The sequence below is a fragment of the Aureimonas sp. OT7 genome, from assembly GCF_014844055.1.
Lineage (GTDB): Bacteria > Pseudomonadota > Alphaproteobacteria > Rhizobiales > Rhizobiaceae > Aureimonas > Aureimonas altamirensis_A.
In genome coordinates, this window is record NZ_CP062167.1 from 1,270,888 (window position 1) to 1,293,325 (window position 22,438).

Consider the following 22,438-nt stretch of genomic DNA (forward strand, 5'->3'; position numbering starts at 1 on the left):
AGACTCCGTGATCCGAGACAGGATCAGGTCCCCGATGACCTGGATCACGATCAGGATCGACCTTTATCACGATCCGGGACGCGCGATCGCGCACCATTCTGCTTCTGGGGGTATCGAAACCGCATCGGAAGCCAATCATGCAATCGAAATCCATTCTGGCGCTGGCGATCCTTTTTCTTGCCTGTGCCCCGGCAAAGGCGGCCGACGCCGCTGCAAACCTCGACCTTTCCGGCGTCACGCAGGTACAGGTGAGCGGCGATGCAAGCGTCATCCGGCTGACGGCGTCGCCCGGGCAGGAGCATCGGGTCACGGCATCGGCGGTTCGAACGGGATGGTTCGGGCGTTGGTGGCTGTCGAGCTGGTTCTACGAAGACTGCCGGTCGCAGACGCGGATGTGGCTCGACGGCGATAAATTGATGCTCGATGCCGGGTCAGCCTGGTCGTTCGGTCCGGGCGAATGCCGGGTCGAGTTTACCGCAGGCCTTCCGTCGGATGTGCCGGTGACGATCGATCAGCAGGCCTCCGACATCCACCTGTCCGGCGCGTTCGCTGCGGTGCGCCTCGCGGGCCAGGCAGCGGATCTGAGCTTTTCAGGCACCGCATCTTCCGTGGAGTTGCGCACGCGCGCCCTGAGGGCAAATCTTGTGTTCAAGTCTTCGGCCGAGCCCTCAACGACGCTCGTGGACAGCGATGCGCTGGATTTGAGCGTTCGGTACACCGATGCCACCAGCATCCATTACCAGGTCAAGGCTTCCGCCGCTCTGGTCGACAGCAGTCGCCCGGACGTACCGGATGCCTCCACCAGATTGCTGGTCAACGCCGACTATGTCCGCGCCACCATCCGCTAGGCGGTGCGCAGGAAAACGCTTGCGTCGAAACCAAGGGCGGCTTTGCCGTCCTGGGTCTCGGCATCGACGCGGCTGTCGATGACGGCCCATCCGTGCCGGCGTTGCGACAGGCGCTTGGCCGTCGCCGTCGTGCGATAGGTAATCCGGTCGCCGGCATAGACGGGCCGCAGCCACTTGATGTTGCGGACACCGGGCGAGGGGCCCCATTGGGGCTCGTCAAGCCCTTCGGCGGCGCGCCGAGCCGCGGTGGCCGCCATGAACGCCACGTTGAGCTTCATGAAGACGGCCGTCGTATGCCATCCGGACGCGCAAAGGCCGCCGAACAGGCTGGCTTTCGCGGCCTCCGCATCGAGGTGGAATGGCTGCGGATCGAAGGCGCGTGCAAAGCGCACGATCTCTTCCGCCGTGAAGAGGTGCGTGCCGATCTCTACCGGTTCGCCGATGACGATATCGTCGAAGAAGCTCATGCGGCCTCGCGCCTTAGCAGCATCACGCTGTACTCGCTCTCGACCACCCGCTCGCCAGCCTGGTTCTGCAACCATGTCCGCAGCTTCAGGAAACCGATACGGGGGCGGGACGCGGAACCGCGCGCGCCCAGCACCTCGGTTTCCCCCGTCAGGCTGTCACCGGGGCGCACCGGCGCCAGCCAGTTGACGAAGTCGACGCCCGGCGACCCCTGCGAGGACGAGGAATGGATGAAGGCATCGCACATCATCCGCATCATCATGCCGCAGACATGCCAGCCCGATGCCGACAGGCCGCCCAGAAGGCTGCCGGCGGCCGCATCCTCGTCAAGATGCATCGGCTGCGGGTCGTACTCCTGCGCGAAGGCGACGATCTCCTCGCGCGTCACCGGATAGGGGCCCATGGGCAGGCGTGTCCCGACCGGGAAATCCTCGAACATCTGCAAGGCCGGTTCCTCCCGAAGCGCGTCAGACGTTGAACTTGAACATCATGATATCGCCATCCTGGACGACGTATTCCTTACCTTCGTCCCGTGCCTTGCCGGCTTCCTTTGCGGCGGATTCTCCGCCTAGCCGTACGAAATCGTCATAGGCGATGGTTTGGGCGCGGATGAAGCCCTTCTCGAAGTCGGTGTGGATGACGCCGGCCGCCTGCGGCGCCTTGTAACCCCGCAGGATGGTCCAGGCGCGCGTCTCCTTCGGCCCGACCGTGAAATAGGTAATGAGATCCAGCAGGTCGTAGCCGGCGCGGATCAGCCGGTCCAGCCCGGGCTCCGTCAGGCCCATGGCCTCGAGATAGTCGCCGACCTCGTCATCGGGCAATTGGGCGATCTCGGCCTCGATGGCGGCGGAAATGACGACGCTGCGCGCTCCCTGCTTTTCCGCCATGGCCGCGACGGCGGCCGAATAGGCATTGCCGGTTGCGGCATCCTCTTCGGCCACGTTGCAGACATACAGGACGGGCTTGGAGGTCAGAAGGTTCAGGTTGCGCAGCTGGCTTCGCTCGTCCGCGTCGAAGCCGGCGATCAGCGTGCGCGCAGGCTCGCCGGTCTGAAGCTTGGCCAGGACCGCTTCCATCACCGGCAACTGGGCAATGGACTCCTTGTCCTTGCCAGCGGCGCGCTTGCGCGTGTTGACGATGCGCCGCTCGATGCTTTCGAGATCCGACAGCATCAGTTCGGTCTCGACGGTCTCGGCGTCTGCAACCGGATCGATCCGGCCTTCGACATGGGTGATGTCGTCGTTCTCGAAACAGCGAAGCACGTGCGCGATGGCGTCGACTTCGCGGATATTGGCAAGGAACTGATTGCCGAGCCCCTCACCCTTGGATGCGCCCCGCACGAGGCCGGCAATATCCACGAACGTGATCCGCGTCGGAATGATCTGCGCGGACTTGCCGATGCGGGAGATTTCCGCAAGACGCGAATCCGGTACGCCGACATCGCCCGTATTCGGCTCGATGGTGCAGAACGGGTAATTCGCGGCTTGCGCGGCGGCCGTCTTGGTGAGCGCGTTGAAGAGGGTGGACTTGCCGACATTCGGCAGACCGACGATACCGCAGCGAAAACCCATGATGCACTTTCATCCGATGGCCCCGCCGAGCGGCCGGGTAGGGGCCCTGACTGTTCAATCCTTGCCGAAAATCCGCTTCAGCATGTCGGCCATCGGGCCGCTCGTCGGAATGCGCTGCGGGGCCGCGCCCCGCGCCTGCCGGATATGGCTGGCACTTTTCTGCTTCGCCTTCGGCTCGGCCACCGCGCCCGCCGACGGCTTGTCCGTCGGCTTCGCGCCGCCGCCGGACAGCCGGTTCATGAAGCCTGCATCGTCGCCGGAGGCAAGAAGATCCGCATTGCGCGCGACGTTTTCCAGAAGAGGACGCAGCCATTCCTGGTCGGCCATGGCGAAGTCGCCGAGCACGTAGGGCGAAACGAGTTCCCTGGCGCCCGGATGGCCGATGCCCAGGCGCACGCGCCGGTACTCACGGCCGAGATGGGCGTCGATGCTCCGCAATCCGTTGTGGCCACCATGGCCGCCACCCGTCTTGACCCGTACCTTTCCGGGCGGCAGGTCGAGCTCGTCGTGCAGCACGATGATGGATGCGGGTTCTATCTTGTAGAAGCCGGCAGCAGCGGCGACACTTTCGCCCGAGGCGTTCATGAAGGTCTGCGGCTTGAGCAGCAGCACCTTCTCGGCACCGATGCGACCCTCGGAGATTTCGCCCTTGAACTTCTGCGACCAGGGCGAGAAGGACGGGTCGCAATGGATTTCATCCACCGCCATGAAGCCGATATTGTGTCGGTTTCCGGCATAGCGGGGGCCGGGATTTCCCAGACCTGCGATCAGCAGCATGAAGCCCGGCCCCCTCGATGGTCGATCCTGCGGCCCGGAAGGGCCGATGGATCAGTCTTCCTTGGCGTCGTCTTCGGACGTGGACTCTGCAGCCTCGGCGGCTTCATCGTCTTCCGCGACTTCGACCTTCGGCGCCACGATGGAGGCGACCACGAAGTCGCTGTCGTCGACCAGTGTCACGCCCTTCGGCAGCTTGAGCTGCGAAGCGTGGACGGAATCGCCGATCTCCATGCCCGTCAGGTCGACGGTGAAGGCATCCGGAATGCCTTCGGCGGGGGCATGCACGTTGATGTCATGCTCGGCGATGTTGAGAACGCCGTTCTTCGCCTTGATGCCAGGCGCTTCGTCTTCGTTCTCGAAGTGAACCGGCACGCGTACGGTAACGATCGACTTGGCGGAAACGCGCAGGAAGTCGACATGGACCAGCGTGTCCTTGACGACGTCGAGCTGGTAGTCCTTCGGCAGGACGCGGATCTTCTTGCCGTCGACTTCGATGGTGGCGACCGTGGTCAGGAAGCCGCCCGAATGAAGGCGCAGGAAGGTTTCCTTGTAATCGATGGCGATCGGCAGGGGCTCCTGCTTGTCGCCGTAGATGACCGCTGGCACTTTGCCGTTGCGACGGAGATTTCTGGCGGCCCCCTTGCCGACCTTCTCGCGCGCCTCGGCCTTGACCGTGTAGCTCTCGCTCATGGGTAAGTCCTTGCTTTAAATTCGGAGAAGCCGTTCCGGTGCACCATGCACGCAACGACGAAAAGCGCCATATGGCCAACGGCCAGCCTTGCGGCTGCGCCGCGACCCATGGTCGCTTCACTCCGCGCTGCCTCCAAGGGTGTCTGCGCGGATGGAGGTGCCTATAGACCAGCCCTCGCCATAATTCAAGAAGCGGGAGCGGCAGCCGGGGGAGGCTGTCTGCCGACACGTGCGCGTGATAGCGTCCCGGCTGCAATTCCTGCGGAGGCGATGATGGCGGAACTTATCCTGTACACAAACCCGATGTCGCGCGGGCGGATCGCGCGCTGGATGCTGGAGGAGGTGGGCGTTCCGTACGAGACGCAGGTTCTCGCCTACGGGCCGGACGGCATGAAAGGCCCTGCCTATCGCGCCATCAATCCGATGGGCAAGGTGCCCGCAATCCGCCACGACGGCGTCGTCGTGACCGAGGCGGCGGCGATCTGCGCCTATCTTGCCGACGCCTTTCCCCAGGCCGGGTTGGCGCCGGCGCATGACTCGAAGGAGAGGGGGCCATATTACCGTTGGCTCTTCTTCGCGGCGGGGCCGTTGGAGCAGGCCGTCGTCAACAAGGCTTGCGGGTTCCAGCCAACCTCCGAGCAGGGCCGCATGGTCGGCTATGGCAGTTATGGCGAGACGCTGGACGCCCTGGAAGCTGCCGTCGCCGCCGCCGACTACATCGCAGGCGACAGGTTCAGCGCGGCGGACCTTTATGTCGGCGCTCACCTCGGATGGGGCCTTGCCTTCGGCACGATCGAAAAGCGTCCGGCCTTCGAGGCTTATGCCAGGCGCATGAGTAATCGCCCCGCCTGCAAGCGAGCGGCCGCGATCGACGATGCGCTGATGCCAAAGAAGGAGTGACCTTGCCCGGCTTTGCCGCTCAGTCGAACAGGCTGGAGACGGACTGTTCGGTAGCCGTCCGTGCGATGGCTTCGCCGAGCAGGTTGGCGGTCGTTACGACGCGGATGTTGCGCGCCTCGCGGATCGCCGAATTGGGCTGGATGGAATCGGTGATCACCAGCTCTTCCAGATTGGAGTTGACGATGCGCGGTACCGCCCCGCCCGACAGGACGCCGTGGGTGATGTAGGCCCGAACGCTTTTTGCACCATGGGCCATCAGGGCGTCCGCCGCGTTGCACAGGGTGCCGCCGGAATCGATGATGTCGTCGATGAGGATGCAGTGCCGTCCATCGACATCGCCGATGATGTTCATGACTTCGGATTCCCCCGGCTTTTCGCGGCGCTTGTCCACGATGGCCAGCAAAGCGTCGAGGCGCTTGGCCAGCGAGCGGGCGCGGACCACGCCCCCGACATCGGGCGAAACGACCATGACGTTGTCGAGGTCGAGATGCTCCTTGATGTCGCGGGCCATCAGCGGCACGGCGAAGAGGTTGTCGGTAGGGATATCGAAGAAGCCCTGGATCTGCCCGGCATGCAGGTCCAGCGTCATCACGCGGTCGGCGCCGGCCTCGGTGATGAGGTTGGCGACGAGCTTGGCGGAGATCGGGGTGCGGCCACCGGCTTTACGGTCCTGCCGCGCATAGCCGAAATAGGGGAGGACGGCGGTGATGCGGCGAGCCGAGGCCCGGCGCATGGCGTCGATCATGATGAGAAGTTCCATCAGGTGATCGTTGGCCGGGTATGAGGTCGACTGGATGATGAAGACATCCTCGCCGCGCACGTTCTCCTGAATTTCGACGAAGATCTCCTGGTCGGCGAAGCGCCGCACGGTTGCCTTGCCGAGGGGCAGTTCGAGGTAGCGCGCAATGGCCTCGGCAAGGACCCGGTTCGAATTGCCGACGAAGAGTTTCATGCGGTTTCCGCTCGCGACCGATCAAAAGGGACAAACGGGCCTTGCCGTCCGATGCCGTGGCTCTAAGCGGCTTTGCGAGTCGTTTCAAGGATTTCCGTCACCCGACCACCGTCACGCATATGATACCGCCGGTTACCTCGTCAGCATGTATTCATCTAAAGTTGAAATTTTAAACAATGTACATATTGAAGCCAGACACATGTTTCTGTTAGGCAGCGTATCAACGCTTCCTCCTCCCCTCGCCCCCAAAAACGCATTGAGCAATGAATGCATTAAAAGTAGATCCGATCATTATAATAATAATTATTTCCAAGGCAACTCCCTTATTTTTCATTGTTCTTAACATTATCTTTAAAAAACCAAAACTGCTTTTAATATCAATAATTTCGGAGTTTATACTTGGCTTTTACATGGGGTTCTACTTGTACTTTGGCGCGTATCCTAGAGATTTGTTAGAAAGAATTGCAAGAATATACGACCATGGCGGACTACTGGAAATAGCAAAAGTCACATTCTTTATGCCGATGCCGCAGACTAGCTGGGCATCTGCAGTAATTTTGATTCCGATGGTATTAAGTAAAAAGTAAAATTTATGGCTATATTGCGTATACATTAATAAATATTCATATTCTTGCCTTGTGTCTATTCTTGTTGGCGTTATCGTTGTGAGATTGTAAATGTTAGGAATAGAGATCAATGAAGTGCTGACAATATCAATTGTGGAGCAGGGAGCGTATTGGATTAATAACGTTTCCACAACTCTGGCGTTGCCAGTGGGTTGGAGGCAATAGATAAGCGGGCAAAGAAGGCTCGTATCACGACGATTACGATATCCAATCGCACGCGCCTCCTAGGTCAGATGGACCGGATACTGTTTCTGACGGCTGGGGAGGTTCGCGCCTATGGCGCTCCCGCCGAGGCCGACTATATCCTCACGCCGTTTGCGGATGCGGCGTTCCGCGAGGAATAGGCCATCACTACAATACCTGCCTCGGTCACCCCACGACCGTCATTTCCAGCGGCAGCCGGGAGAGCGGCTCTGGCGCGCCGGTTGTCGTGAGGTAGGTGCGGCCGAGGCACATGGCGGTGCCGGAATCGGAATCCATGATGATCATATGGGCGAAAAGCGTCATGTCCGGCTGGATCGCCTCCGGATTGCCGGCATAGAACATCTGCGGGTCCATCCAGGACGGCGCGAAGCGCGCGCCCAGCGAGTAGCCGCAGGCCGTCAGGCGGTGGCGGACCAGATTATGCTCTTCCATAACGCGCGCATGGGCGTCGAAGACGTCGCCAAAGGTCTGGCCCGGCCGCATCACCTCCTCCACTGCCAGCAGCGCCTCGTGCGCCGCGGCGAAGAGTTCCTCGTGCCGCATCAGTGGGCTGCCGAGGATCAGCGTGCGCATCAAGGCCGAATGGTACTGTGATTTGACCCCGGCCCATTCGAGCGTCAGCTGGTCTTGCGCGGAAAGCTTGCGGCGCCCCGCCTTGTAGCGACACAGAAGCGCATCCGGGCCCGACCCGATGATGAACGGGTTGGCCGGGTAGTCTCCGCCCTGCCGCAGGATATCGCCCTGCAGCACGGCAAGAAGCTCGCCTTCGTCGGCTCCCTCCTTCACGAGCGGCAGCATGGCCTCGTAGGCATCGTCGGCAAGCCGCGCCGCCTCGCGGACATGGACGATCTCGGCCGGACTCTTGATCAGGCGCAACGCCGGCACGAGGTCGGACGCGTCGCGCAAGGTAGCAAAGGAGCCGAGCTTTTCCTGGACCAGCCGCCCATTGGCGGCGGTCAGCCCGTGCGTCGCCCATTCGACGCCGATCTTCGCACCCAGAAGACCCATCTCGTCGCACAGGTCGCGCAGGTCGATGGATGGATCGGCCCCGGCGCGGTCGCGCCAGAGGACGATATCCTTGATGATGGACGTCGCCTGGGCCTGACGCAGGTCTGCCGAGCGGGTGAGCAGCTTCATCTCACCATCGGCCTTCACGATGAGGCACTGGAAGAAGCAGAACCCGAACGTGTCGTACCCCGTCAGCCAATACATCGAATCCTGGGCGAACAGCAGCATGGCGTCGAGCTTCTGCTCGGCCATCTCCACCATCAGCCGGTTCAGCCGCGCGGCATACTCGTCGGGCGCGAAATGAAGCATGGGGGTTTTCCTCAGAAGCTGTCGTTCAGCATGATGGCCGACAATTGACGCCCGTAATCCGGCTCGCCCCGATGGGTCGTGCGGCGGAACGAGTAAAAGGCGGCAGGCTCGCCATAGGTGCAACGGCCAACGAAATGGCCTTCTACCCCAGCGTGCTCCAGTGTCGCAAGAATGAAGCCCGGCAAGTCGAACTGGCGCTTCTCCGAGGTCGCTCCGGGCGCGAAGAAGCGCGCGAAGGCAGGATCGGCCGCGACGAACTCCGCCTCCATGGCGGCTCCTACCTCGTAGTTGAGGGGCGTGATGCAGGGGCCGAGAACCGCGACAATGTCGCCGCGTGCGGCGCCAAGCCCTTCCATGGCCGCGACGGTGGATTCCAGCACGCCGCCCAGGGCGCCGCGCCAGCCGGCATGGGCCGCGCCCACCGCGCGCCCCTGCCTGTCGGCGAAGAGAACCGGGCCGCAATCGGCCGTGACCACGCCGATGGCGAGGCCCGGCTTCGCCGTGACCACGCCGTCCGCCCTGGGGCGCGTGCCCGGGAAGGGCGCGTCGATCACCGCGACATCGGGCGAATGGACCTGCCAGGGCGTGGCCGGCCCTTCGCCGGCCGCGCCGAGCCAGCGCATGGCGGCGCGGCGATTGGCGGCGACATGGGCCGGATCGTCGTCGGAGCCGATGCCGACGTTCAACCCCTCATAGATGCCGCGCGAAACGCCGCCGCGGCGGGTAAAGAAGGCGTGGCGCACATGGGCCAGCGCATCCAGCGGCGCACCTGCGACGACATCGTCCGGCGTCAGCGTGGGATCTGCTTCGAGACTCGCTTCGATCATGGCGCGGATGGTGGTTGAGCGGCAGGCGCAAGTCAATCGAAGGGCGGCAGGGGCAACGCGGTGGAGCCGGCGGCGACGACCTTGAAAAGGTCTCCCATCTCGCCGGGGCCGGTGCCGGCCAGCCGGTGGGCCTGAGACGCGATCTCGGCCCGCCCTGCCGCGTCGCGCGTGGCGCCGAGCGCGCCGGCACGTTCGGCAAGGCCAAGTGCCAGCAGAAATTGCCCCTGCGTCACGATGGGCGAAACGGCGACACCCGCATGGCGCATGGTTTCCGCAAGGTCGGCGAAATCGACATGCGACGTGATGTCATGCAGCCCCGGCTCTGCGAGCGGGTCGGCGAAGGCGTGGCTGCGCATGGCCTGAAGCGTATCTCCATAGCCACTCTGCGCATGGCCGTAGTCGAAACAGAGAAACGCCCCGCCGCGCTGCACCAGCATGGACGCCAGGCGGGCGGCAAGGCGCCTTCGGGCCGGCGACACTTCCAGGATATCGCCGGCGCGTGGCGGTGGCAGGCGCGCGGGCACTCCGATCGGGCCCGCCGGCCCCTCCACGAAGCGAAAGCCGCCGCCGGGCGCGGTGGCCACCAGCCGCTCTTGCAGACCCGTGCCGTCATGAACGAACTGGCGGATCGCGATGGCGTCGAACAATTCGTTGGCCACCGCCAGCAACGGCATGGCGGGCAGTCGGTCGATGCTGCGGTGACGGCGCAGCGGCAGGTCGAAGCCGGACAGCCTCTCGTGCTGGATGCCGGCCAACCGGTCACTGACTTCGATCAGGTGCACACGGGCCGCCCGCGAAAAGCCGGTGTCGAGCTGCCGGACGGTGCGCAGGATGTCGGCCATCAAGGTCCCGCGCCCCGGACCGATTTCGACAAGGGCGAAGGGGGAGGGGCTTCCCAGGGCGCGCCAGGCGGCCACGAGCCATGCGCCGACAAGCTCGCCGAACATCTGGCTGACATCGGGTGCCGTGATGAAATCGCCCTCCGCACCGAAGGGCCGGCGGCTCGTGTAGTAACCGTCCACGGGATCGAAGAGGGCGGCGTTCCAGAATTCGGCGAGCGTCAGCGGGCCTCGTGCCGCGATGCGCCTGGCCAGGCGCTCCGCGAGCGGCTCCGTCATGGCCTTGCATCTGCGGCCGGCGCCGTGGCGATCGCCCAAAGGCCAATCAGCACCATCGGCAGCGACAGCACCATGCCCATGGTGAGCCAGCCGGTGCCGAGAAGGTAGCCGAGTTGCGGATCCGGCAGACGGAAGAATTCGACGAAGATGCGCGCCAGGCCGTACAGCAGCACGAAGGCCCCGCTGACGAGGCGCGGCCGGCCCAGAGCGTGGAAATGGTGGGTCATGATGCGCAGGACGATGAAGATGAGCACGCCTTCGAGAAGCGCCTCGTAGAGCTGGCTCGGGTGGCGGGGCTCCGGCCCGGCATGCGGAAAGACCATGGCCCAGGAAACGCTGGTCGGCGCACCCCACAATTCGCCGTTGATGAAATTGGCGATCCGTCCGAAGAACAGGCCGAAGGGCACCGACGCCGCGACCACATCGATCAGGCTGAATATCGGCACGCTGTGCCTGCGGGCGAAAATGATCATGGCTATGGTGACGCCGATCAGCCCGCCATGGAACGACATGCCCCCTTCCCAGATGCGCAGGGCCGATATCGGGTCGGCGGCGATGCGGGCGAAATCGTAGAAGAGAATATGGCCGATGCGACCGCCGGCCACGATGCCGATCGTGATCCAGACGATGAAGTCGTCGATATCCTCGCGGGTCAACGGCGAGCGACCACCCGGCCACAGGCGGGGGTTGGACACCAGCGCCCTGCCGTAGAGCCAGCCGCACAGGATGCCCGCCACATAGGCGAGACCGTACCAGCGCAGGGCGATGGGGCCGACCTGCAGAAATACGGGGTCGATCTGCGGATAGGTCAGCACGCTGAGAAAGGGCATCGCGTTCATGGCAGGTCCGTCGCATGGGTCTTGGCGGGCAGGTGTGTCGTGCCGGCGCGCCCCGGTCAAGCGCGCATTGCCCGCCGCCATTGCCAACGGGCCCGCCATCACCTACCTCAGACTTCCGGCTTAGATGGAGACAGCGACGATGACGAACAGCGGCCCGAACCGAATCTTCGACGAGTTCGCCAAGGTGTTCACCGATACGGCCGGTGCCGCACAGGGCGTGCGCCGCGAAGTGGAAACCATCGTGCGGACGCAGGTGGAGCGTCTTCTGAACCAGCTGGAGATCGTCCAGCGCGAAGAGTTCGAGGCCGCGCGCGACATGGCCGTGCGGGCGCGCACGGAAAACGAGGAGTTGAAGCGCCGGATCGCCGCGCTGGAGGCGCGCCTAGACGCCGGCGCGGCGCCCGCCGTGCCCGGCGAAGGGCCGCCAAGCCCGGCCGCGCCTACGCTTTAACCGGCGATCTACAGGTTTTCCACAGCCAGCCCGGCATTTATCCACCGGCATTATCGTGCCGGTGGAAAAGGCAAAAAGCGCTTGGCCCAGAGTCGCTTGGCGCGGGCGCATCCAGCTTGGGCGGTGCGCGTGCCTGTCATACAAGGGTTAAAAACCGGTTACCCCTCTGGCGTCCGGACTCTCTCCCTATACACTGATTCTAAAGGTTGATTCGGTGTCCGGCGCGTCGTCGCGCCAGAGGGGAATGACTGCTCATCATGCGCTTTGGCGAACTGGAATTCGTGCGACATTCGCACCCCGTGGATGTCATCGAGGTTGTCGCGGCCGATCGCGACTGGAGTTTTGAACGCCCTTGCGACGACGAGATCGCGATGAGCGTCACGGGGCGCTGGGCCGATTACTCCGTTTCCTTCTCATGGGTCGAGGATTGCGAAGCCCTGCATCTGGCCTGCGCCTTCGAGTTGAAGGTGCCGGAGCGGCGCTTGTGCCAGATGCACCGGCTTCTGGCGCAGGTGAACGAGAAACTTCTCGTCGGTCATTTCGACCTCTGGAATTCCGAAAGTGCCATCATGTTCCGCCATGCGCAGCTTCTGTGCGGCGGCGCCGACCCGACCAGCCAGCAGGTGGAGCGCATGCTGGTTCTGGCTCTCGACAGTTGCGACCGATACTTCCAGGCATTCCAGTTCGTGGTCTGGGCCAACAAGCCGGCCGATGAGGCCCTGGCGGATGCCCTGTTCGAAACGGTCGGCAACGCCTGACGGCGATGATCCGCATGCCGGCCACGGCCGGGCGATGGAGGTGAGCGGTATGACGGTTCCGAAGAGGGTTCTTCTGGTTGGTGGTGGCAATATGGGTGCCGCGATGGCGCATGGCTGGCTCGATGGGGCGCTTGCTCCCGCCGGCCTGACGGTGCTGGACCCGAATGCCGGGGCGCCATTGCAGCCCTTGATCGCCAAGGGCGCGCGGCACGTGACGGAGGCTCCCTCGGAAAGCTTCGATATCGTCGTGGTGGCGGTGAAGCCGCAGGTGATGGAGGCGGCGCTTCCGGCTTTGCGCCCGGCCCTGTCCGGCGATACGCCGGTCGTGTCGGTGGCGGCGGGCAAGACGGTCTCCTTCATCGAGCGGCTTCTGGGCGAGCGACCGGTCGTGAGGGCCATGCCGAACACCCCCGCGATGATCGGCCGCGGCATCACCGGCGCCTATTCCAACCAGCGTGTCACCGCAGGGCAGCGCGCCATGGCGCAGACACTGCTGGAGGCCAGCGGCCCGGTGGAATGGGTCGAGCGCGAAAGCGATATCGACCTTGTGACGGGGGTCTCCGGTTCCGGGCCGGCCTATGTGTTCCTGCTGGCCGAGGCGATGGCCGCGGCCGGCGCGAAGCTTGGCCTTTCGCCGGAACTGGCCATGCGCCTCGCCCGCCACACGGTGGCTGGCGCCGGCGAATTGATGATCCGCTCGGACGAGGAGCCGGCGACGCTGCGCCGCAACGTCACCTCTCCCAATGGCACCACGGCCGCCGCGCTGGCGGTGCTGATGGAGCCGGATGGGCTCGAGCCGCTGATGCAGAAGGCGATTGCCGCCGCGGCGCGGCGGGCCGCCGAACTTTCGAAGGACTGATGGCATGAGTGCAGGCGGGGCGGTGGCCGAGGCGATCGGTTACGATGACTTCCTCAAGGTGGACATCCGCGTCGGGACCATCGTCCAGGCGGAGCCGTTTCCGGAAGCGCGCAAGCCGGCCTTCCGGCTGATGATCGATTTCGGGCCTGAGATCGGCGTGAAGAAGTCTTCGGCGCAGATCACCGTGCGCCATTCGCTGGACGAGCTTGTCGGGCGGCAGGTCATGGCGGTCGTGAACTTCCCGCCACGGCAGATCGGGCCGATGCGCTCGGAAGTGCTGACGCTGGGTTTCCCGGACGAGAGCGGCAACGTCGTTCTGGCGGGCTTGAGCCATAGCGTGCCGAATGGCGGCCGGCTCTTCTGACTAAGGCCGGCTCCGCCGCGTCGATGGCGCACAGCGGCGTAAGCGCAAACCACTTCGACTGCAAACAGCGTCTATGCGGGTATCCGGATCATGGCGCGCAGGCCGCCCAGGGCCGAATCCGACAGGAGGATGTCGCCGCCATGGCTGCGGGCGATATCGCGTGCTATGGCCAACCCAAGCCCGGTTCCGCCATCGTCGATGTTGCGTGCGGTATCCAGGCGGACGAACGGCTTGAAGGCTTCCTCGCGGTCGTCCGGAGCGATCCCCGGTCCGTCATCCTCCACCGTGATCGTCAGCCAGCGGCCCTCGTGCCTTGCGGTCACCTCGACATGGCCGGCATGGCGCAAGGCATTGGCGACGAGATTGCCGATGGCCCGCGTGAAACTGTCCGGCCGCACCAGGATCGTCGGGTCGCCCTCGATGGTGGCGGTCAGGCTTTTGCCCTTCATGGCCGCTTCCGTTTCGAAGCGGGCGAGGATCGATTCCAGATCGAGGACGCCGACTTCCTCGCCGGCCTCGCCGCGGGCGAAGGCCAGGTAGCCTTCGAGCATGCGCTGCATTTCGTCCACGTCGCGTTCCAGCTCGCGGCGATCTTCGCCGTCGGCAAAGAAGGTGAGTTGCAGGCGGAACCGCGTCAGCACGGTGCGAAGGTCGTGGCTGACGCCGTTCAACATCTGGGTGCGCTGCTCGATCTGCCGTTCGATGCGGTCGCGCATCTGGATGAAGGCCAGTGCCGCCTTGCGCACCTCCAGGGCACCCCGCAGCCGGAAATCCGGAGGCAGCGGCTGGCCGCGGCCGAAGCCTTCGGCAGCCGACGCAAGCTGCTGGATGGGCCGGATCTGGTTGCGCAGGAACAGAACCGCGATCAGGATGAGCACTAGCGAGGTGCCGACCATCCAGACGATGAAGATATGGGTGTTGGACGCATAGGCCGAGTTGCGCCGTGCGAAGACGCGCAGCATGTGGTTTTCAAGTTGGATGCGGATTTCGACAAGGCGGGAATCGCCGACGGTGTCGATCCAGAAGGGCCGGCCGATCTGCGCGGTGATCTCTTCCGACAGGACGCCGTCCAGAATGTTGAAGAAGGGCTTGGGCGCCGGGGCGGGCAGCGGCTCCGGCGGCAGCACCAGGATGTTGAGATCGAGGTTGTCGCGGGCGATTCGGGTGATCTCGGCGAAATCGGGATCCTGGGGGAAGGTTTCGATGACGTCGATGACGGCCGCGATGTCCTGTACCACCGCGGCGGAGAGCCGCTGCGTGACCGTTGCCCAATGACGCTCCATGAAAACCGAGGCGACCACCGCCTGCAACAGGACCATCGGCGCGATGATGATGATCAGCGACCGCGCATAGAGGCCCTTGGGGGTGCGCCGCGACAGCCATCGCATTCCCGGCAGGTCGCGCAGGCGCGGCAGCCATCGCGTCCGGCGCGGCGTTCGCCCGGGGGCGGACAACGACGAGCGCCCGGTCGGGAAAAGGCGCTTGAGGGCCGGGAAGGGGCGCAGGTTCAATCGACGTTCAGCCGGTAGCCGATGCCGCGCACGGTCTGCAGCCAGAGCGGATTTGCAGGGTCGCTTTCGATCTTGCGCCGCAGCCTGTTGATCTGCACGTCGACGGTGCGCTCGCCCACTTCGCCCTCGCCACCCAGCAATTCGTGGCGCTGGACGGTCTCGCCGGCATTGGCGGCGAACTGGGCCATGATCTCCTGTTCCCGGTCGGTCAGCCGGATCAGGTCCCCGCCGCGCTTCAACTCCCGCCGCGACAGGGAGAAGGTGAAGGGTCCGAAGCGCACATTCTCTACCTTGTGGATCTGTGGAGGCGCGCCCCGGCGCAGGATGTTGTTGACGCGCAGCAGAAGCTCGCGCGGGTCGAAGGGCTTGGGCAGGTAATCGTCCGCGCCGGCCTCCAGCCCGTTGATCCGCTCTTCCGTTTCGGACAGCGCCGTCAGCATCAGGATGGGGGTTTCGCGGGTCGCGGAAAAGCTGCGGACGAGATCGAGCCCGCTTTCCCCCGGCATCATCACGTCCACCACCAGCAGGTCGAAATCGAGCCCGCCCAGGATGCGCCGCGCCTCGGCGGCGTCGGCGGCCACCGACACCCGGAAGCCGTGCTCGGACAGAAATCGCGACAGAAGGCCGCGGATGCGCCTGTCGTCGTCGATGACGAGGATATGGGGGGCATCGTCGCCGGGCTTGCGGCCGTCGACAGGAACCGCGGGCTGGACATGGCTCATCGACGTTCATCCTCCACAACGCCCTGCCGCGCGAACCATTCGCGCGTCGCCTGACCGTCCTGACCCATCAGCCGCAGGAAACGGTGGATGGAGTCGGAGTGGCGCTGTCCCGTTCCGGCCATGGCCAGGTCGATGCGCCGCGCCTGTGCCCGCGACAGTTCCAGCGTCAGCTCCCTGCCGCGCGCCGTCGGAAACAGAAGCCGCTGGCGACGGTCGTCGTCGCCCGGCAGGATGGCGATGAAACCCTCCTCCACGAGCTGGCGCAAGACCCGCGACAGGGACTGCTTGGTGATCTGCAGAAGATCCAGGATCTCGGCGATGGTCATTCCCGGTGCGCGGTTCACGAAATGCAGGATGCGATGATGCGCCCGCCCGAAGCCATATTGCGCCAGAAGCTCGTCGGCATCGGCGGTGAACTCGCGATAGGCGAAGAAAAACAGCTCGATGAGCCGGAAGTCGACCGAGCCGGTCGTGGGCAGCGCTTCCCGCTCGATATCGTTCGGGTCGGCAGGAGGGTCCGTCAGGTCAAGCAAGGGAAAATCCGCTAAAATAGGTCAGCATTGTTGACGTATCCTGACGTTATTGTTACACGCAACACCGCAACGTGGAAACACTCGTCATGCCGGTCGAACCCCGATAAGGTCTGTCCGGAGACAGGGTCCCCGGGAGGCATGAGCCGCCGTTCCGCGGCTGCTATGATGTGGCGCATTGCCAAGCGGCAAACCGGATATCCTCTTTGCCAGACAATGCAATGGACAGGAAAGGCCGCCCGCAGGGCGAGGGGAGAAAAATGAGCGTCCCATTCGATCAAATGGACGGAAATATCTGGTTCAACGGCGAATTCGTCGACTGGAAGGATGCCAAGGTCCACGTACTGTCGCATGGCCTGCACTATGCCAGCGCCGTATTCGAGGGCGAGCGCGCATATGGCGGCGAAATCTTCAAGCTGCGCGAGCATACGGAGCGGCTGATCGAGTCGGGCCGCATCCTCGGCTTTACCGTGCCCTACAGCACGGACGAGATCGACGCCGCCTGCAACGAGCTTCTGCAACGTCAGGGCTTCAGCGATGCCTATGTGCGTCCCATCGCCTGGCGCGGATCGGAATCGATGGGCGTTGCCGCCCAGAAGAACCGCATCAACCTTGCCATCGCGATCTGGCAGTGGCCGAGCTACTTCGATCCCGAGCAACGCATGAAGGGCATCCGGCTCGACATTGCCGAGTATCGCCGGCCGGACCCGCGCACCGCGCCGTCCAGGTCCAAGGCGGCCGGCCTTTACATGATCTGCACGATCTCCAAGCATGCGGCCGAGGCCAAGGGCTATGCCGACGCGCTCATGCTGGACTGGCGGGGGCAGGTCGCCGAGGCGACCGGCGCCAACATCTTCTTCGTCAAGGACGGGGTCCTGCACACGCCGACGCCGGATTGTTTCCTCGACGGGATCACGCGCCGGACAGTCATCGATCTCGCCAAGCGTCGCGGCCTCGAGGTCCAGGTGCGGGCGATCCAGCCGGAAGAACTGGAAGGCTTCACCGAGGCGTTCCTGTGCGGCACGGCCGCCGAGGTGACGCCGGTCGCGGAGATCGGGCCGCACCGCTTCAGCCCGGGCGCGATCACCCGGCAACTGGTGGAAGACTATATGGCCGAAGTTCAGCCCAAGCGGCTTGCTGCCGAATAGGGCAAAGGTTGCGACGCAGGCCAGGGTCTGGTTTGACGCTTTGAAGAAGGCCGGATCAGGGAGCGGGGTGGCCGTCGGCCGCCCCGTTTCCATGTTCACCGTCCTGAGGCTTCTGTATCGCGGAGATCATGCGACATGACCAGACTTGCGGCCGAGATCGTCCCCGTCACGCCGTTCCAGCAGAATTGCTGCATCCTGTTCGACGTGGAGGAAAAGCGCGGCGTGGTCGTGGATCCGGGCGGCGATGTGGACGCCATCGTGGCGGCCATCGACAAGGCCGGTGTCGCCATCGAGGCGATCTGGCTGACGCATGGTCATATCGACCATGCGGGCGGGGCGATGGACCTGAAGGAGCGGTTCGGAAAAATCGAGATCATCGGTCCGCACCGCGCCGACGAATTCCTTCTGCAGCGCATCGAGGATCAGGCGACGATGTTCGGGGTCGGGGCAGGCTACCGCAACGCGACGCCGGATCGCTGGCTGGATGATGGCGACGCGCTGGCCATCGGGCCGCATCGCTTCGACGTCATCCACGCACCCGGTCATTCGCCGGGGCACGTCGCCTTCTTTCAACCGGAGGCGAGGTTCCTGCATGCGGGCGATGTGATCTTTGCCGGCTCGATCGGCCGAACGGACCTTCCGGGCGGCGACCACGCAACCCTCATCGACACGATCCGCACACGCATCCTGCCATTGGGCGACGATGTCGGCTTCCTGTGCGGTCATGGTCCCGGCGGGCGCCTGGGCCAGGAACGGCTGACGAACCCCTTCCTCCGCTGATCGGTCGTGCCGATTGCGGTGCCGAGTTTTCACGGGTGTGCGGTGGAGGAGCGGCCGGGTCGTGCGGACCCGCCCGTTCCTGTCATGATATCGCGCTGAACGGCGGTCCGGAGACCGTCAGTCGTCCGCTTGCAGATTGACCGCCTTGGGGCCTTTGCCGCGCTTGTCCGGCTCCATGTCGTAGGAAACCTTCTGGTTTTCCACGAGGCCGGACAGGCCGGAAGCCTGAACGGCGGAAATATGGACGAAGATGTCCGCGCCACCATTGTCGGGCTTGATGAAGCCGAAGCCCTTTTCGGTGTTGAAGAATTTGACCGTGCCGGTCTGAGCCATGCTGGAACCCTTTTCCTAAGGCTATTCATGTCGCCCTTGCGGGCATGCAGGCAAGTCTTGATGCGAGGAAAAGGAACCGATACATCGCAGACCGCATAAGCGGGCTGCTCGGGGAATGCGCCCCCGATACGCAATTCGTCCATTACCCGTGTTCGCAAAATTGCCCGAACGTTACTTTTGTGAATGCCAATCAAAGACTTTGCAAGCAAAAGTTTTGTGCACGACTGCTGAAAATATGGCCCGAGCAATGGTGGATCCCGAGCTGCTTCGCAAATGTATGTGAAGCGAACTAATCTGCACGCTATGGCGCCAATCACCTGCATTCACTGATGCTGGCCATCTTCAAACCGGTCCGTGCAGCGCTGGCGAAGGAATGACATCCTAAGTCGACGTGCCGGCCGGAGAGCGGATTGACGGCATCACCCTTTTCCCGACGCTCTTGAGTCCCAGATTGGGGGCATCCCTTCGCGGACGGGACCGTTCGCTACAAGAGTTCAGTCAAGGAGTTTGGACGATGAGACAGCTCACTGCCGCCGCCCTCGCCACCATCATCCTCGGTTCGGCCGGCGCCGCCCATGCACAGGCGCCCGCCACGCAGCAGGACCTGGAACCCTCGATGCAGACGGGGACGCCGATGGGCGGCAGCGCGCCGGTGGACAGTGTCCTGGGCACGGGTGCTCTCCCCGGCGTGGGCATGGGTAGCTCGGCGGCGCCCGACACGTCCGGCATTTCCGGGCCGGGCGGCCTGCAGAACGGCGTCGGCGCGCAGGGCGTGGCCGCCCCGAGCCTGTCCGGCTCTGCGGTGACGAACGATGGCTCGGTTCCTGGAACGGGCCAGTCCGGTTTCGGCATACCGCTCGACCCGCAGCCGGCGACCGGAAACTAAGCCGCCGCTGGCCTGTCGCCTGCCTACTGCCCCGGCCGGCCGGTCTTGCCGGGGCGGCGCTTGCGCCGCTTCTCGTCGCCGGGATCCTCATAGGAACCCGCGCCGATCTTCTCGCGGCGGATCGGCCGCGCATCGCCCTCAGGCTTTGAGGGCATAGATCCGCCGACCGGCTTTTCGGTCCGGCCCACGGTCATCTCGTCCAGGGTATTCTTGCGGAACAGCGATCCGCCGGCTTCTCCGCGCGGTGCCAGGGGCTCGCCGCGCGGCCCGAAGCGCGGGTTGGCTGGCGCCTTCGACCGGCCGCGCCGCTTGCCGCCTTCGGCCTCGCCGATATCCCGTGCCAGCGGGTCGTCCGCGATGGCCAGCTCGGTCGCCTGCAGGCGCTTGATCTCGTCGCGCAGCCGTGCGGCCCGTTCGAAGTCGAGATCGGCCGCCGCGTCGCGCATCTCCTTTTCCAGATGCTCCAGGTGGCTCTTGAGGTTCGAGCCGACCAAGGCGCCTTCGCGGGCGTTCGGCCCGGTATCCACCCGCACATGGTCTTTTTCGTAATAGCTGTCGAGGATGTCGGCGATCTTCGCCTTGACGCTTTCCGGCGTGATGCCGTTGGCGATGTTGTAGGCCTCCTGCTTCTCGCGGCGGCGATTCGTTTCCGCGATGGCGCGCTCCATGGAGCCGGTCATCCTGTCGGCATAAAGGATCACCCGGCCGTCGACGTTGCGCGCGGCGCGGCCGATGGTCTGGATCAGCGACGTCTCGGACCGCAGGAACCCCTCCTTGTCGGCATCCAGGATAGCGACCAGCCCGCATTCCGGAATGTCCAGCCCTTCGCGCAGCAGGTTGATGCCAACCAGCACGTCGAAGGTGCCCAACCGCAGATCGCGGATGATCTCGATCCGCTCCAGCGTGTCGATGTCCGAATGCATGTAGCGCACGCGGATGCCCTGCTCGTGCAGATACTCGGTCAGGTCCTCGGCCATGCGCTTCGTCAGCACGGTGCACAGAACGCGGTAGCCCTTGGCGACAGTTTCGCGGATCTCGCCGATCAGGTCGTCGACCTGGCTGCGCGCCGGGCGGATTTCCACGGGCGGATCGGTCAGCCCGGTCGGGCGGATCACCTGCTCGGCGAAGACGCCGCCCGCCTGTTCCAGTTCCCAGGCGCTGGGGGTCGCCGACACCGCCACGGTCTGCGGCCGCATGGCGTTCCACTCCTCGAAACGGAGTGGCCGGTTGTCCATGCAGGACGGCAGGCGGAAGCCGTATTCGGCCAGCGTCGCCTTGCGCCGAAAGTCGCCGCGGTACATCGCGCCGATCTGCGGCACGGTGACATGGCTTTCGTCGATGAAGACGAGGGCGTTGTCCGGCAGGTACTCGAACAGCGTCGGCGGGGGGTGGCCGGGCTGGCGCCCAGTCAGATAGCGCGAGTAATTCTCGATGCCGTTGCAGGACCCCGTCGCCTCGATCATTTCGATATCGTAGTTGACGCGCTGCTCCAGCCGCTGCGCCTCGAGCAACCGGCCGGCGCGATTCAACTCCACCAACCGATGGCGCAACTCGTCCTTGATCGACTTGACCGCCTGCTGCAGCGTCGGGCGCGGCGTCACATAGTGCGAGTTGGCGTAGATCTTCACGCTTTTCAGGTCGTCGGTCTTGCTGCCCGTCAGCGGATCGAACTCGGCGATGCTTTCGATCTCGTCCCCGAACAGCGAGATGCGCCAGGCGCGATCCTCCAGGTGGGCGGGGAATATCTCGATCGTGTCGCCCCGCACGCGGAACGAGCCGCGCTGGAAATCCATGTCGCGCCGCTTGTATTGCTGGGCAACGAGATCGGCCAGGAGCTGGCGCTGGTCGAGACGGTCTCCCACGGTCATCTGGAAGGTCATGGCCGTATAGGTCTCGACCGAACCGATACCGTAGATGCAGGAGACCGACGCGACGATGATGACGTCGTCCCGCTCCAGAAGCGCCCGGGTTGCCGCATGGCGCATCCGGTCGATCTGCTCGTTGATGGAGCTTTCCTTCTCGATATAGGTGTCCGACCGGGGCACATAGGCTTCCGGCTGATAGTAGTCGTAGTAGGAGACGAAATACTCCACGGCATTATCCGGGAAGAAATTCTTGAACTCGCCGTATAGCTGCGCCGCGAGCGTCTTGTTCGGCGCAAGGATAAGGGCCGGGCGCTGCGTGCGCTCGATGACGTTGGCGACGGTGAATGTCTTGCCCGAGCCCGTAACGCCCAGCAGAACCTGCGTCTGCTCCCTGTCGGCGATGCCCGCGACGAGATCCTCGATGGCCTGCGGCTGGTCGCCCTTCGGCGTATAGTCGGAAGCGATGCGGAAATTGTGCCCGCCCTCCGACTTTTCCGGCCGGTGCGGCCGGTGTGGTACCCAGATTTCGCCGTTCTTCAACAGCGGATTGCCCTCGGAGATCAGCCGGGTCAGCGCCTCCACGGTGGCGGTGACGCCGCTTTCCGGCAGCGCGGCGGCATCCTCCAGGCTGATATCCATTCCGGCCACGGGGTTGAGCCCGGCGCGGGCGCGCGCCTCGGGGTCCGCCGTGCCGCCCATGGACGTACCGCGCGCGGTGCGCCCGGAACTGGCCTTTGGGTCGCCCTTCCTGCCCTTGCCGCCCCTCGAGCCGGCCCTGGCGGGCTTGTCGCCGGACGTGTCCGCGGTTTTCTCCCCCGTCTCCTCCAGTTGTTCGGCGATGGCGTCCGCCCAGCCGGACACCGGCCCCTGGTAGGGCGTGGCATCCCAGCTCGGCTGCGGCGCCTCCCGCATGACGCCCGGCTTGTTCAGCGGCTCGGATGCGTCCGAAAAGTCGAGCGTCGGCGAGCGACGCGGGGAGGGTTTCTTGGAGTCGGCCATGGCGGGAATATGGGCTGTCGCAACGGTCGTGAAAAGGCCTGCGATGATCTTCATCTTTCGCTTACCAAACACACCCTACAGTTACCTTCGTCCGCTTG

24 protein-coding genes are annotated in these 22,438 nt (G+C 64.4%); 9 read left to right on the forward strand and 15 right to left on the reverse strand.

Annotated elements, in window-relative coordinates:
* The first annotated feature begins 137 nt into the window (after positions 1–137).
* On the forward strand, positions 138–848 hold the full coding sequence (locus IGS74_RS06145) for a hypothetical protein (RefSeq protein WP_192390181.1): 711 nt from the start codon (positions 138–140) through the stop codon (positions 846–848).
* Here IGS74_RS06145 and IGS74_RS06150 read toward each other — a convergent pair.
* The 5 genes from IGS74_RS06150 to IGS74_RS06170 are packed head-to-tail and all read right to left on the reverse strand — an operon-like array spanning position 845 to position 4,351.
* A complete protein-coding gene (locus IGS74_RS06150; protein ID WP_192390183.1) occupies positions 845–1,315 on the reverse strand; it encodes a MaoC family dehydratase in 471 nt (156 codons plus the stop codon). The two genes, IGS74_RS06145 and IGS74_RS06150, sit on opposite strands and share 4 nt — an antisense overlap.
* Positions 1,312–1,752: a MaoC family dehydratase gene (locus tag IGS74_RS06155; RefSeq protein ID WP_192390185.1), complete on the reverse strand. Its 441-nt coding sequence runs from the start codon at positions 1,750–1,752 to the stop codon at positions 1,312–1,314. Before IGS74_RS06155 ends, IGS74_RS06150 begins: the two co-directional genes overlap by 4 nt.
* 28 nt (positions 1,753–1,780) lie before the next feature.
* Complete coding sequence (gene ychF, locus IGS74_RS06160; protein WP_039188573.1) at positions 1,781–2,884, reverse strand: redox-regulated ATPase YchF; 1,104 nt, start codon at positions 2,882–2,884, stop codon at positions 1,781–1,783.
* Positions 2,885–2,938: 54 nt separating this feature from the next.
* Positions 2,939–3,661: an aminoacyl-tRNA hydrolase gene (pth, locus tag IGS74_RS06165; protein ID WP_192390186.1), complete on the reverse strand. Its 723-nt coding sequence runs from the start codon at positions 3,659–3,661 to the stop codon at positions 2,939–2,941.
* A gap of 51 nt (positions 3,662–3,712) precedes the next feature.
* Entirely contained in the window at positions 3,713–4,351 is a 639-nt protein-coding gene (locus IGS74_RS06170) for a 50S ribosomal protein L25/general stress protein Ctc (protein WP_039188578.1), read from the reverse strand.
* Between the two features lie 270 nt (positions 4,352–4,621).
* Between IGS74_RS06170 and IGS74_RS06175 the strand changes: the two genes are divergently transcribed.
* Positions 4,622–5,251, forward strand: coding sequence for a glutathione S-transferase (locus IGS74_RS06175; RefSeq protein ID WP_192390187.1), 630 nt, complete (start codon positions 4,622–4,624; stop codon positions 5,249–5,251).
* A 19-nt stretch (positions 5,252–5,270) separates the two neighbouring features.
* Here the strand turns inward: IGS74_RS06175 and IGS74_RS06180 are convergent, their stop codons facing one another.
* The 5 genes from IGS74_RS06180 to lgt form a co-directional block, all read right to left on the reverse strand.
* The gene (locus IGS74_RS06180; protein WP_039188583.1) at positions 5,271–6,203 is read right to left on the reverse strand and encodes a ribose-phosphate pyrophosphokinase; all 933 of its coding nucleotides are present in this window, start codon (positions 6,201–6,203) and stop codon (positions 5,271–5,273) included.
* A gap of 995 nt (positions 6,204–7,198) precedes the next feature.
* Positions 7,199–8,350, reverse strand: coding sequence for a Xaa-Pro peptidase family protein (locus IGS74_RS06185; RefSeq protein ID WP_192390188.1), 1,152 nt, complete (start codon positions 8,348–8,350; stop codon positions 7,199–7,201).
* 11 nt (positions 8,351–8,361) lie between these two features.
* Positions 8,362–9,177 carry a peptidoglycan editing factor PgeF gene (gene pgeF / locus IGS74_RS06190; RefSeq protein WP_192390189.1) on the reverse strand — a complete coding sequence of 272 codons (816 nt, stop codon included), beginning with the start codon at positions 9,175–9,177 and terminating at the stop codon, positions 8,362–8,364.
* 32 nt (positions 9,178–9,209) lie between these two features.
* Complete coding sequence (locus IGS74_RS06195; RefSeq protein ID WP_192390190.1) at positions 9,210–10,295, reverse strand: SAM-dependent methyltransferase; 1,086 nt, start codon at positions 10,293–10,295, stop codon at positions 9,210–9,212.
* Complete coding sequence (gene lgt / locus IGS74_RS06200) at positions 10,292–11,134, reverse strand: prolipoprotein diacylglyceryl transferase (RefSeq protein WP_192390191.1); 843 nt, start codon at positions 11,132–11,134, stop codon at positions 10,292–10,294. The genes IGS74_RS06195 and lgt overlap by 4 nt, the downstream gene beginning before the upstream one ends.
* A gap of 139 nt (positions 11,135–11,273) precedes the next feature.
* Between lgt and IGS74_RS06205 the strand changes: the two genes are divergently transcribed.
* From IGS74_RS06205 to IGS74_RS06220, 4 genes are all read left to right on the forward strand, one after another.
* A complete protein-coding gene (locus IGS74_RS06205; RefSeq protein WP_039190619.1) occupies positions 11,274–11,585 on the forward strand; it encodes an accessory factor UbiK family protein in 312 nt (103 codons plus the stop codon).
* 257 nt (positions 11,586–11,842) lie between these two features.
* Positions 11,843–12,343: a YbjN domain-containing protein gene (locus IGS74_RS06210; RefSeq protein ID WP_192390192.1), complete on the forward strand. Its 501-nt coding sequence runs from the start codon at positions 11,843–11,845 to the stop codon at positions 12,341–12,343.
* A 49-nt stretch (positions 12,344–12,392) separates the two neighbouring features.
* Positions 12,393–13,202, forward strand: a complete 810-nt coding sequence (gene proC / locus IGS74_RS06215) for a pyrroline-5-carboxylate reductase (RefSeq protein ID WP_192390194.1) — start codon at positions 12,393–12,395, stop codon at positions 13,200–13,202.
* A 4-nt stretch (positions 13,203–13,206) separates the two neighbouring features.
* Complete coding sequence (locus IGS74_RS06220; protein ID WP_192390196.1) at positions 13,207–13,566, forward strand: tRNA-binding protein; 360 nt, start codon at positions 13,207–13,209, stop codon at positions 13,564–13,566.
* Between the two features lie 71 nt (positions 13,567–13,637).
* On the opposite strand, the gene IGS74_RS06225 is transcribed toward IGS74_RS06220, so the two are convergent.
* From IGS74_RS06225 to IGS74_RS06235, 3 genes are all read right to left on the reverse strand, one after another.
* Positions 13,638–14,954, reverse strand: coding sequence for an ATP-binding protein (locus tag IGS74_RS06225; RefSeq protein WP_039190625.1), 1,317 nt, complete (start codon positions 14,952–14,954; stop codon positions 13,638–13,640).
* A 119-nt stretch (positions 14,955–15,073) separates the two neighbouring features.
* Entirely contained in the window at positions 15,074–15,799 is a 726-nt protein-coding gene (locus tag IGS74_RS06230; RefSeq protein ID WP_039188605.1) for a response regulator transcription factor, read from the reverse strand.
* Positions 15,796–16,293 (reverse strand): MarR family transcriptional regulator, encoded by a 498-nt coding sequence (locus tag IGS74_RS06235; RefSeq protein WP_246723120.1) that lies wholly within the window; start codon positions 16,291–16,293, stop codon positions 15,796–15,798. Before IGS74_RS06235 ends, IGS74_RS06230 begins: the two co-directional genes overlap by 4 nt.
* Positions 16,294–16,589: 296 nt before the next feature.
* On the opposite strand from IGS74_RS06235, the gene IGS74_RS06240 reads away from it, so the two are divergent.
* The gene (locus IGS74_RS06240) at positions 16,590–17,477 is read left to right on the forward strand and encodes a branched-chain amino acid aminotransferase (protein WP_192390198.1); all 888 of its coding nucleotides are present in this window, start codon (positions 16,590–16,592) and stop codon (positions 17,475–17,477) included.
* Positions 17,478–17,612: 135 nt separating this feature from the next.
* On the forward strand, positions 17,613–18,257 hold the full coding sequence (locus IGS74_RS06245) for an MBL fold metallo-hydrolase (RefSeq protein ID WP_192390200.1): 645 nt from the start codon (positions 17,613–17,615) through the stop codon (positions 18,255–18,257).
* A gap of 117 nt (positions 18,258–18,374) precedes the next feature.
* Here the strand turns inward: IGS74_RS06245 and IGS74_RS06250 are convergent, their stop codons facing one another.
* Positions 18,375–18,590 carry a cold-shock protein gene (locus IGS74_RS06250; protein WP_039188609.1) on the reverse strand — a complete coding sequence of 72 codons (216 nt, stop codon included), beginning with the start codon at positions 18,588–18,590 and terminating at the stop codon, positions 18,375–18,377.
* Between the two features lie 514 nt (positions 18,591–19,104).
* On the opposite strand from IGS74_RS06250, the gene IGS74_RS06255 reads away from it, so the two are divergent.
* Positions 19,105–19,476 carry a hypothetical protein gene (locus IGS74_RS06255; protein ID WP_039188611.1) on the forward strand — a complete coding sequence of 124 codons (372 nt, stop codon included), beginning with the start codon at positions 19,105–19,107 and terminating at the stop codon, positions 19,474–19,476.
* Positions 19,477–19,499: 23 nt separating this feature from the next.
* On the opposite strand, the gene uvrB is transcribed toward IGS74_RS06255, so the two are convergent.
* Positions 19,500–22,253, reverse strand: a complete 2,754-nt coding sequence (gene uvrB, locus IGS74_RS06260) for an excinuclease ABC subunit UvrB (RefSeq protein WP_246723121.1) — start codon at positions 22,251–22,253, stop codon at positions 19,500–19,502.
* Between the last annotated feature and the right edge of the window lie 185 nt (positions 22,254–22,438).

Excerpts from the sequence above, each read along its gene's own strand:
- IGS74_RS06145 (WP_192390181.1), top strand. The coding sequence starts at position 138 with ATGCAATCGAAATCCATTCTGGCGCTGGCGATCCTTTTTCTTGCCTGT.
- IGS74_RS06150 (WP_192390183.1), bottom strand. The coding sequence starts at position 1,315 with ATGAGCTTCTTCGACGATATCGTCATCGGCGAACCGGTAGAGATCGGC.
- IGS74_RS06155 (WP_192390185.1), bottom strand. The coding sequence starts at position 1,752 with ATGTTCGAGGATTTCCCGGTCGGGACACGCCTGCCCATGGGCCCCTAT.
- ychF (WP_039188573.1), bottom strand. The coding sequence starts at position 2,884 with ATGGGTTTTCGCTGCGGTATCGTCGGTCTGCCGAATGTCGGCAAGTCC.
- pth (WP_192390186.1), bottom strand. The coding sequence starts at position 3,661 with ATGCTGCTGATCGCAGGTCTGGGAAATCCCGGCCCCCGCTATGCCGGA.
- IGS74_RS06170 (WP_039188578.1), bottom strand. The coding sequence starts at position 4,351 with ATGAGCGAGAGCTACACGGTCAAGGCCGAGGCGCGCGAGAAGGTCGGC.
- IGS74_RS06175 (WP_192390187.1), top strand. The coding sequence starts at position 4,622 with ATGATGGCGGAACTTATCCTGTACACAAACCCGATGTCGCGCGGGCGG.
- IGS74_RS06180 (WP_039188583.1), bottom strand. The coding sequence starts at position 6,203 with ATGAAACTCTTCGTCGGCAATTCGAACCGGGTCCTTGCCGAGGCCATT.
- IGS74_RS06185 (WP_192390188.1), bottom strand. The coding sequence starts at position 8,350 with ATGCTTCATTTCGCGCCCGACGAGTATGCCGCGCGGCTGAACCGGCTG.
- pgeF (WP_192390189.1), bottom strand. The coding sequence starts at position 9,177 with ATGATCGAAGCGAGTCTCGAAGCAGATCCCACGCTGACGCCGGACGAT.
- IGS74_RS06195 (WP_192390190.1), bottom strand. The coding sequence starts at position 10,295 with ATGACGGAGCCGCTCGCGGAGCGCCTGGCCAGGCGCATCGCGGCACGA.
- lgt (WP_192390191.1), bottom strand. The coding sequence starts at position 11,134 with ATGAACGCGATGCCCTTTCTCAGCGTGCTGACCTATCCGCAGATCGAC.
- IGS74_RS06205 (WP_039190619.1), top strand. The coding sequence starts at position 11,274 with ATGACGAACAGCGGCCCGAACCGAATCTTCGACGAGTTCGCCAAGGTG.
- IGS74_RS06210 (WP_192390192.1), top strand. The coding sequence starts at position 11,843 with ATGCGCTTTGGCGAACTGGAATTCGTGCGACATTCGCACCCCGTGGAT.
- proC (WP_192390194.1), top strand. The coding sequence starts at position 12,393 with ATGACGGTTCCGAAGAGGGTTCTTCTGGTTGGTGGTGGCAATATGGGT.
- IGS74_RS06220 (WP_192390196.1), top strand. The coding sequence starts at position 13,207 with ATGAGTGCAGGCGGGGCGGTGGCCGAGGCGATCGGTTACGATGACTTC.
- IGS74_RS06225 (WP_039190625.1), bottom strand. The coding sequence starts at position 14,954 with ATGCGATGGCTGTCGCGGCGCACCCCCAAGGGCCTCTATGCGCGGTCG.
- IGS74_RS06230 (WP_039188605.1), bottom strand. The coding sequence starts at position 15,799 with ATGAGCCATGTCCAGCCCGCGGTTCCTGTCGACGGCCGCAAGCCCGGC.
- IGS74_RS06240 (WP_192390198.1), top strand. The coding sequence starts at position 16,590 with ATGAGCGTCCCATTCGATCAAATGGACGGAAATATCTGGTTCAACGGC.
- IGS74_RS06245 (WP_192390200.1), top strand. The coding sequence starts at position 17,613 with ATGACCAGACTTGCGGCCGAGATCGTCCCCGTCACGCCGTTCCAGCAG.
- IGS74_RS06250 (WP_039188609.1), bottom strand. The coding sequence starts at position 18,590 with ATGGCTCAGACCGGCACGGTCAAATTCTTCAACACCGAAAAGGGCTTC.
- IGS74_RS06255 (WP_039188611.1), top strand. The coding sequence starts at position 19,105 with ATGAGACAGCTCACTGCCGCCGCCCTCGCCACCATCATCCTCGGTTCG.
- uvrB (WP_246723121.1), bottom strand. The coding sequence starts at position 22,253 with ATGCGGGAGGCGCCGCAGCCGAGCTGGGATGCCACGCCCTACCAGGGG.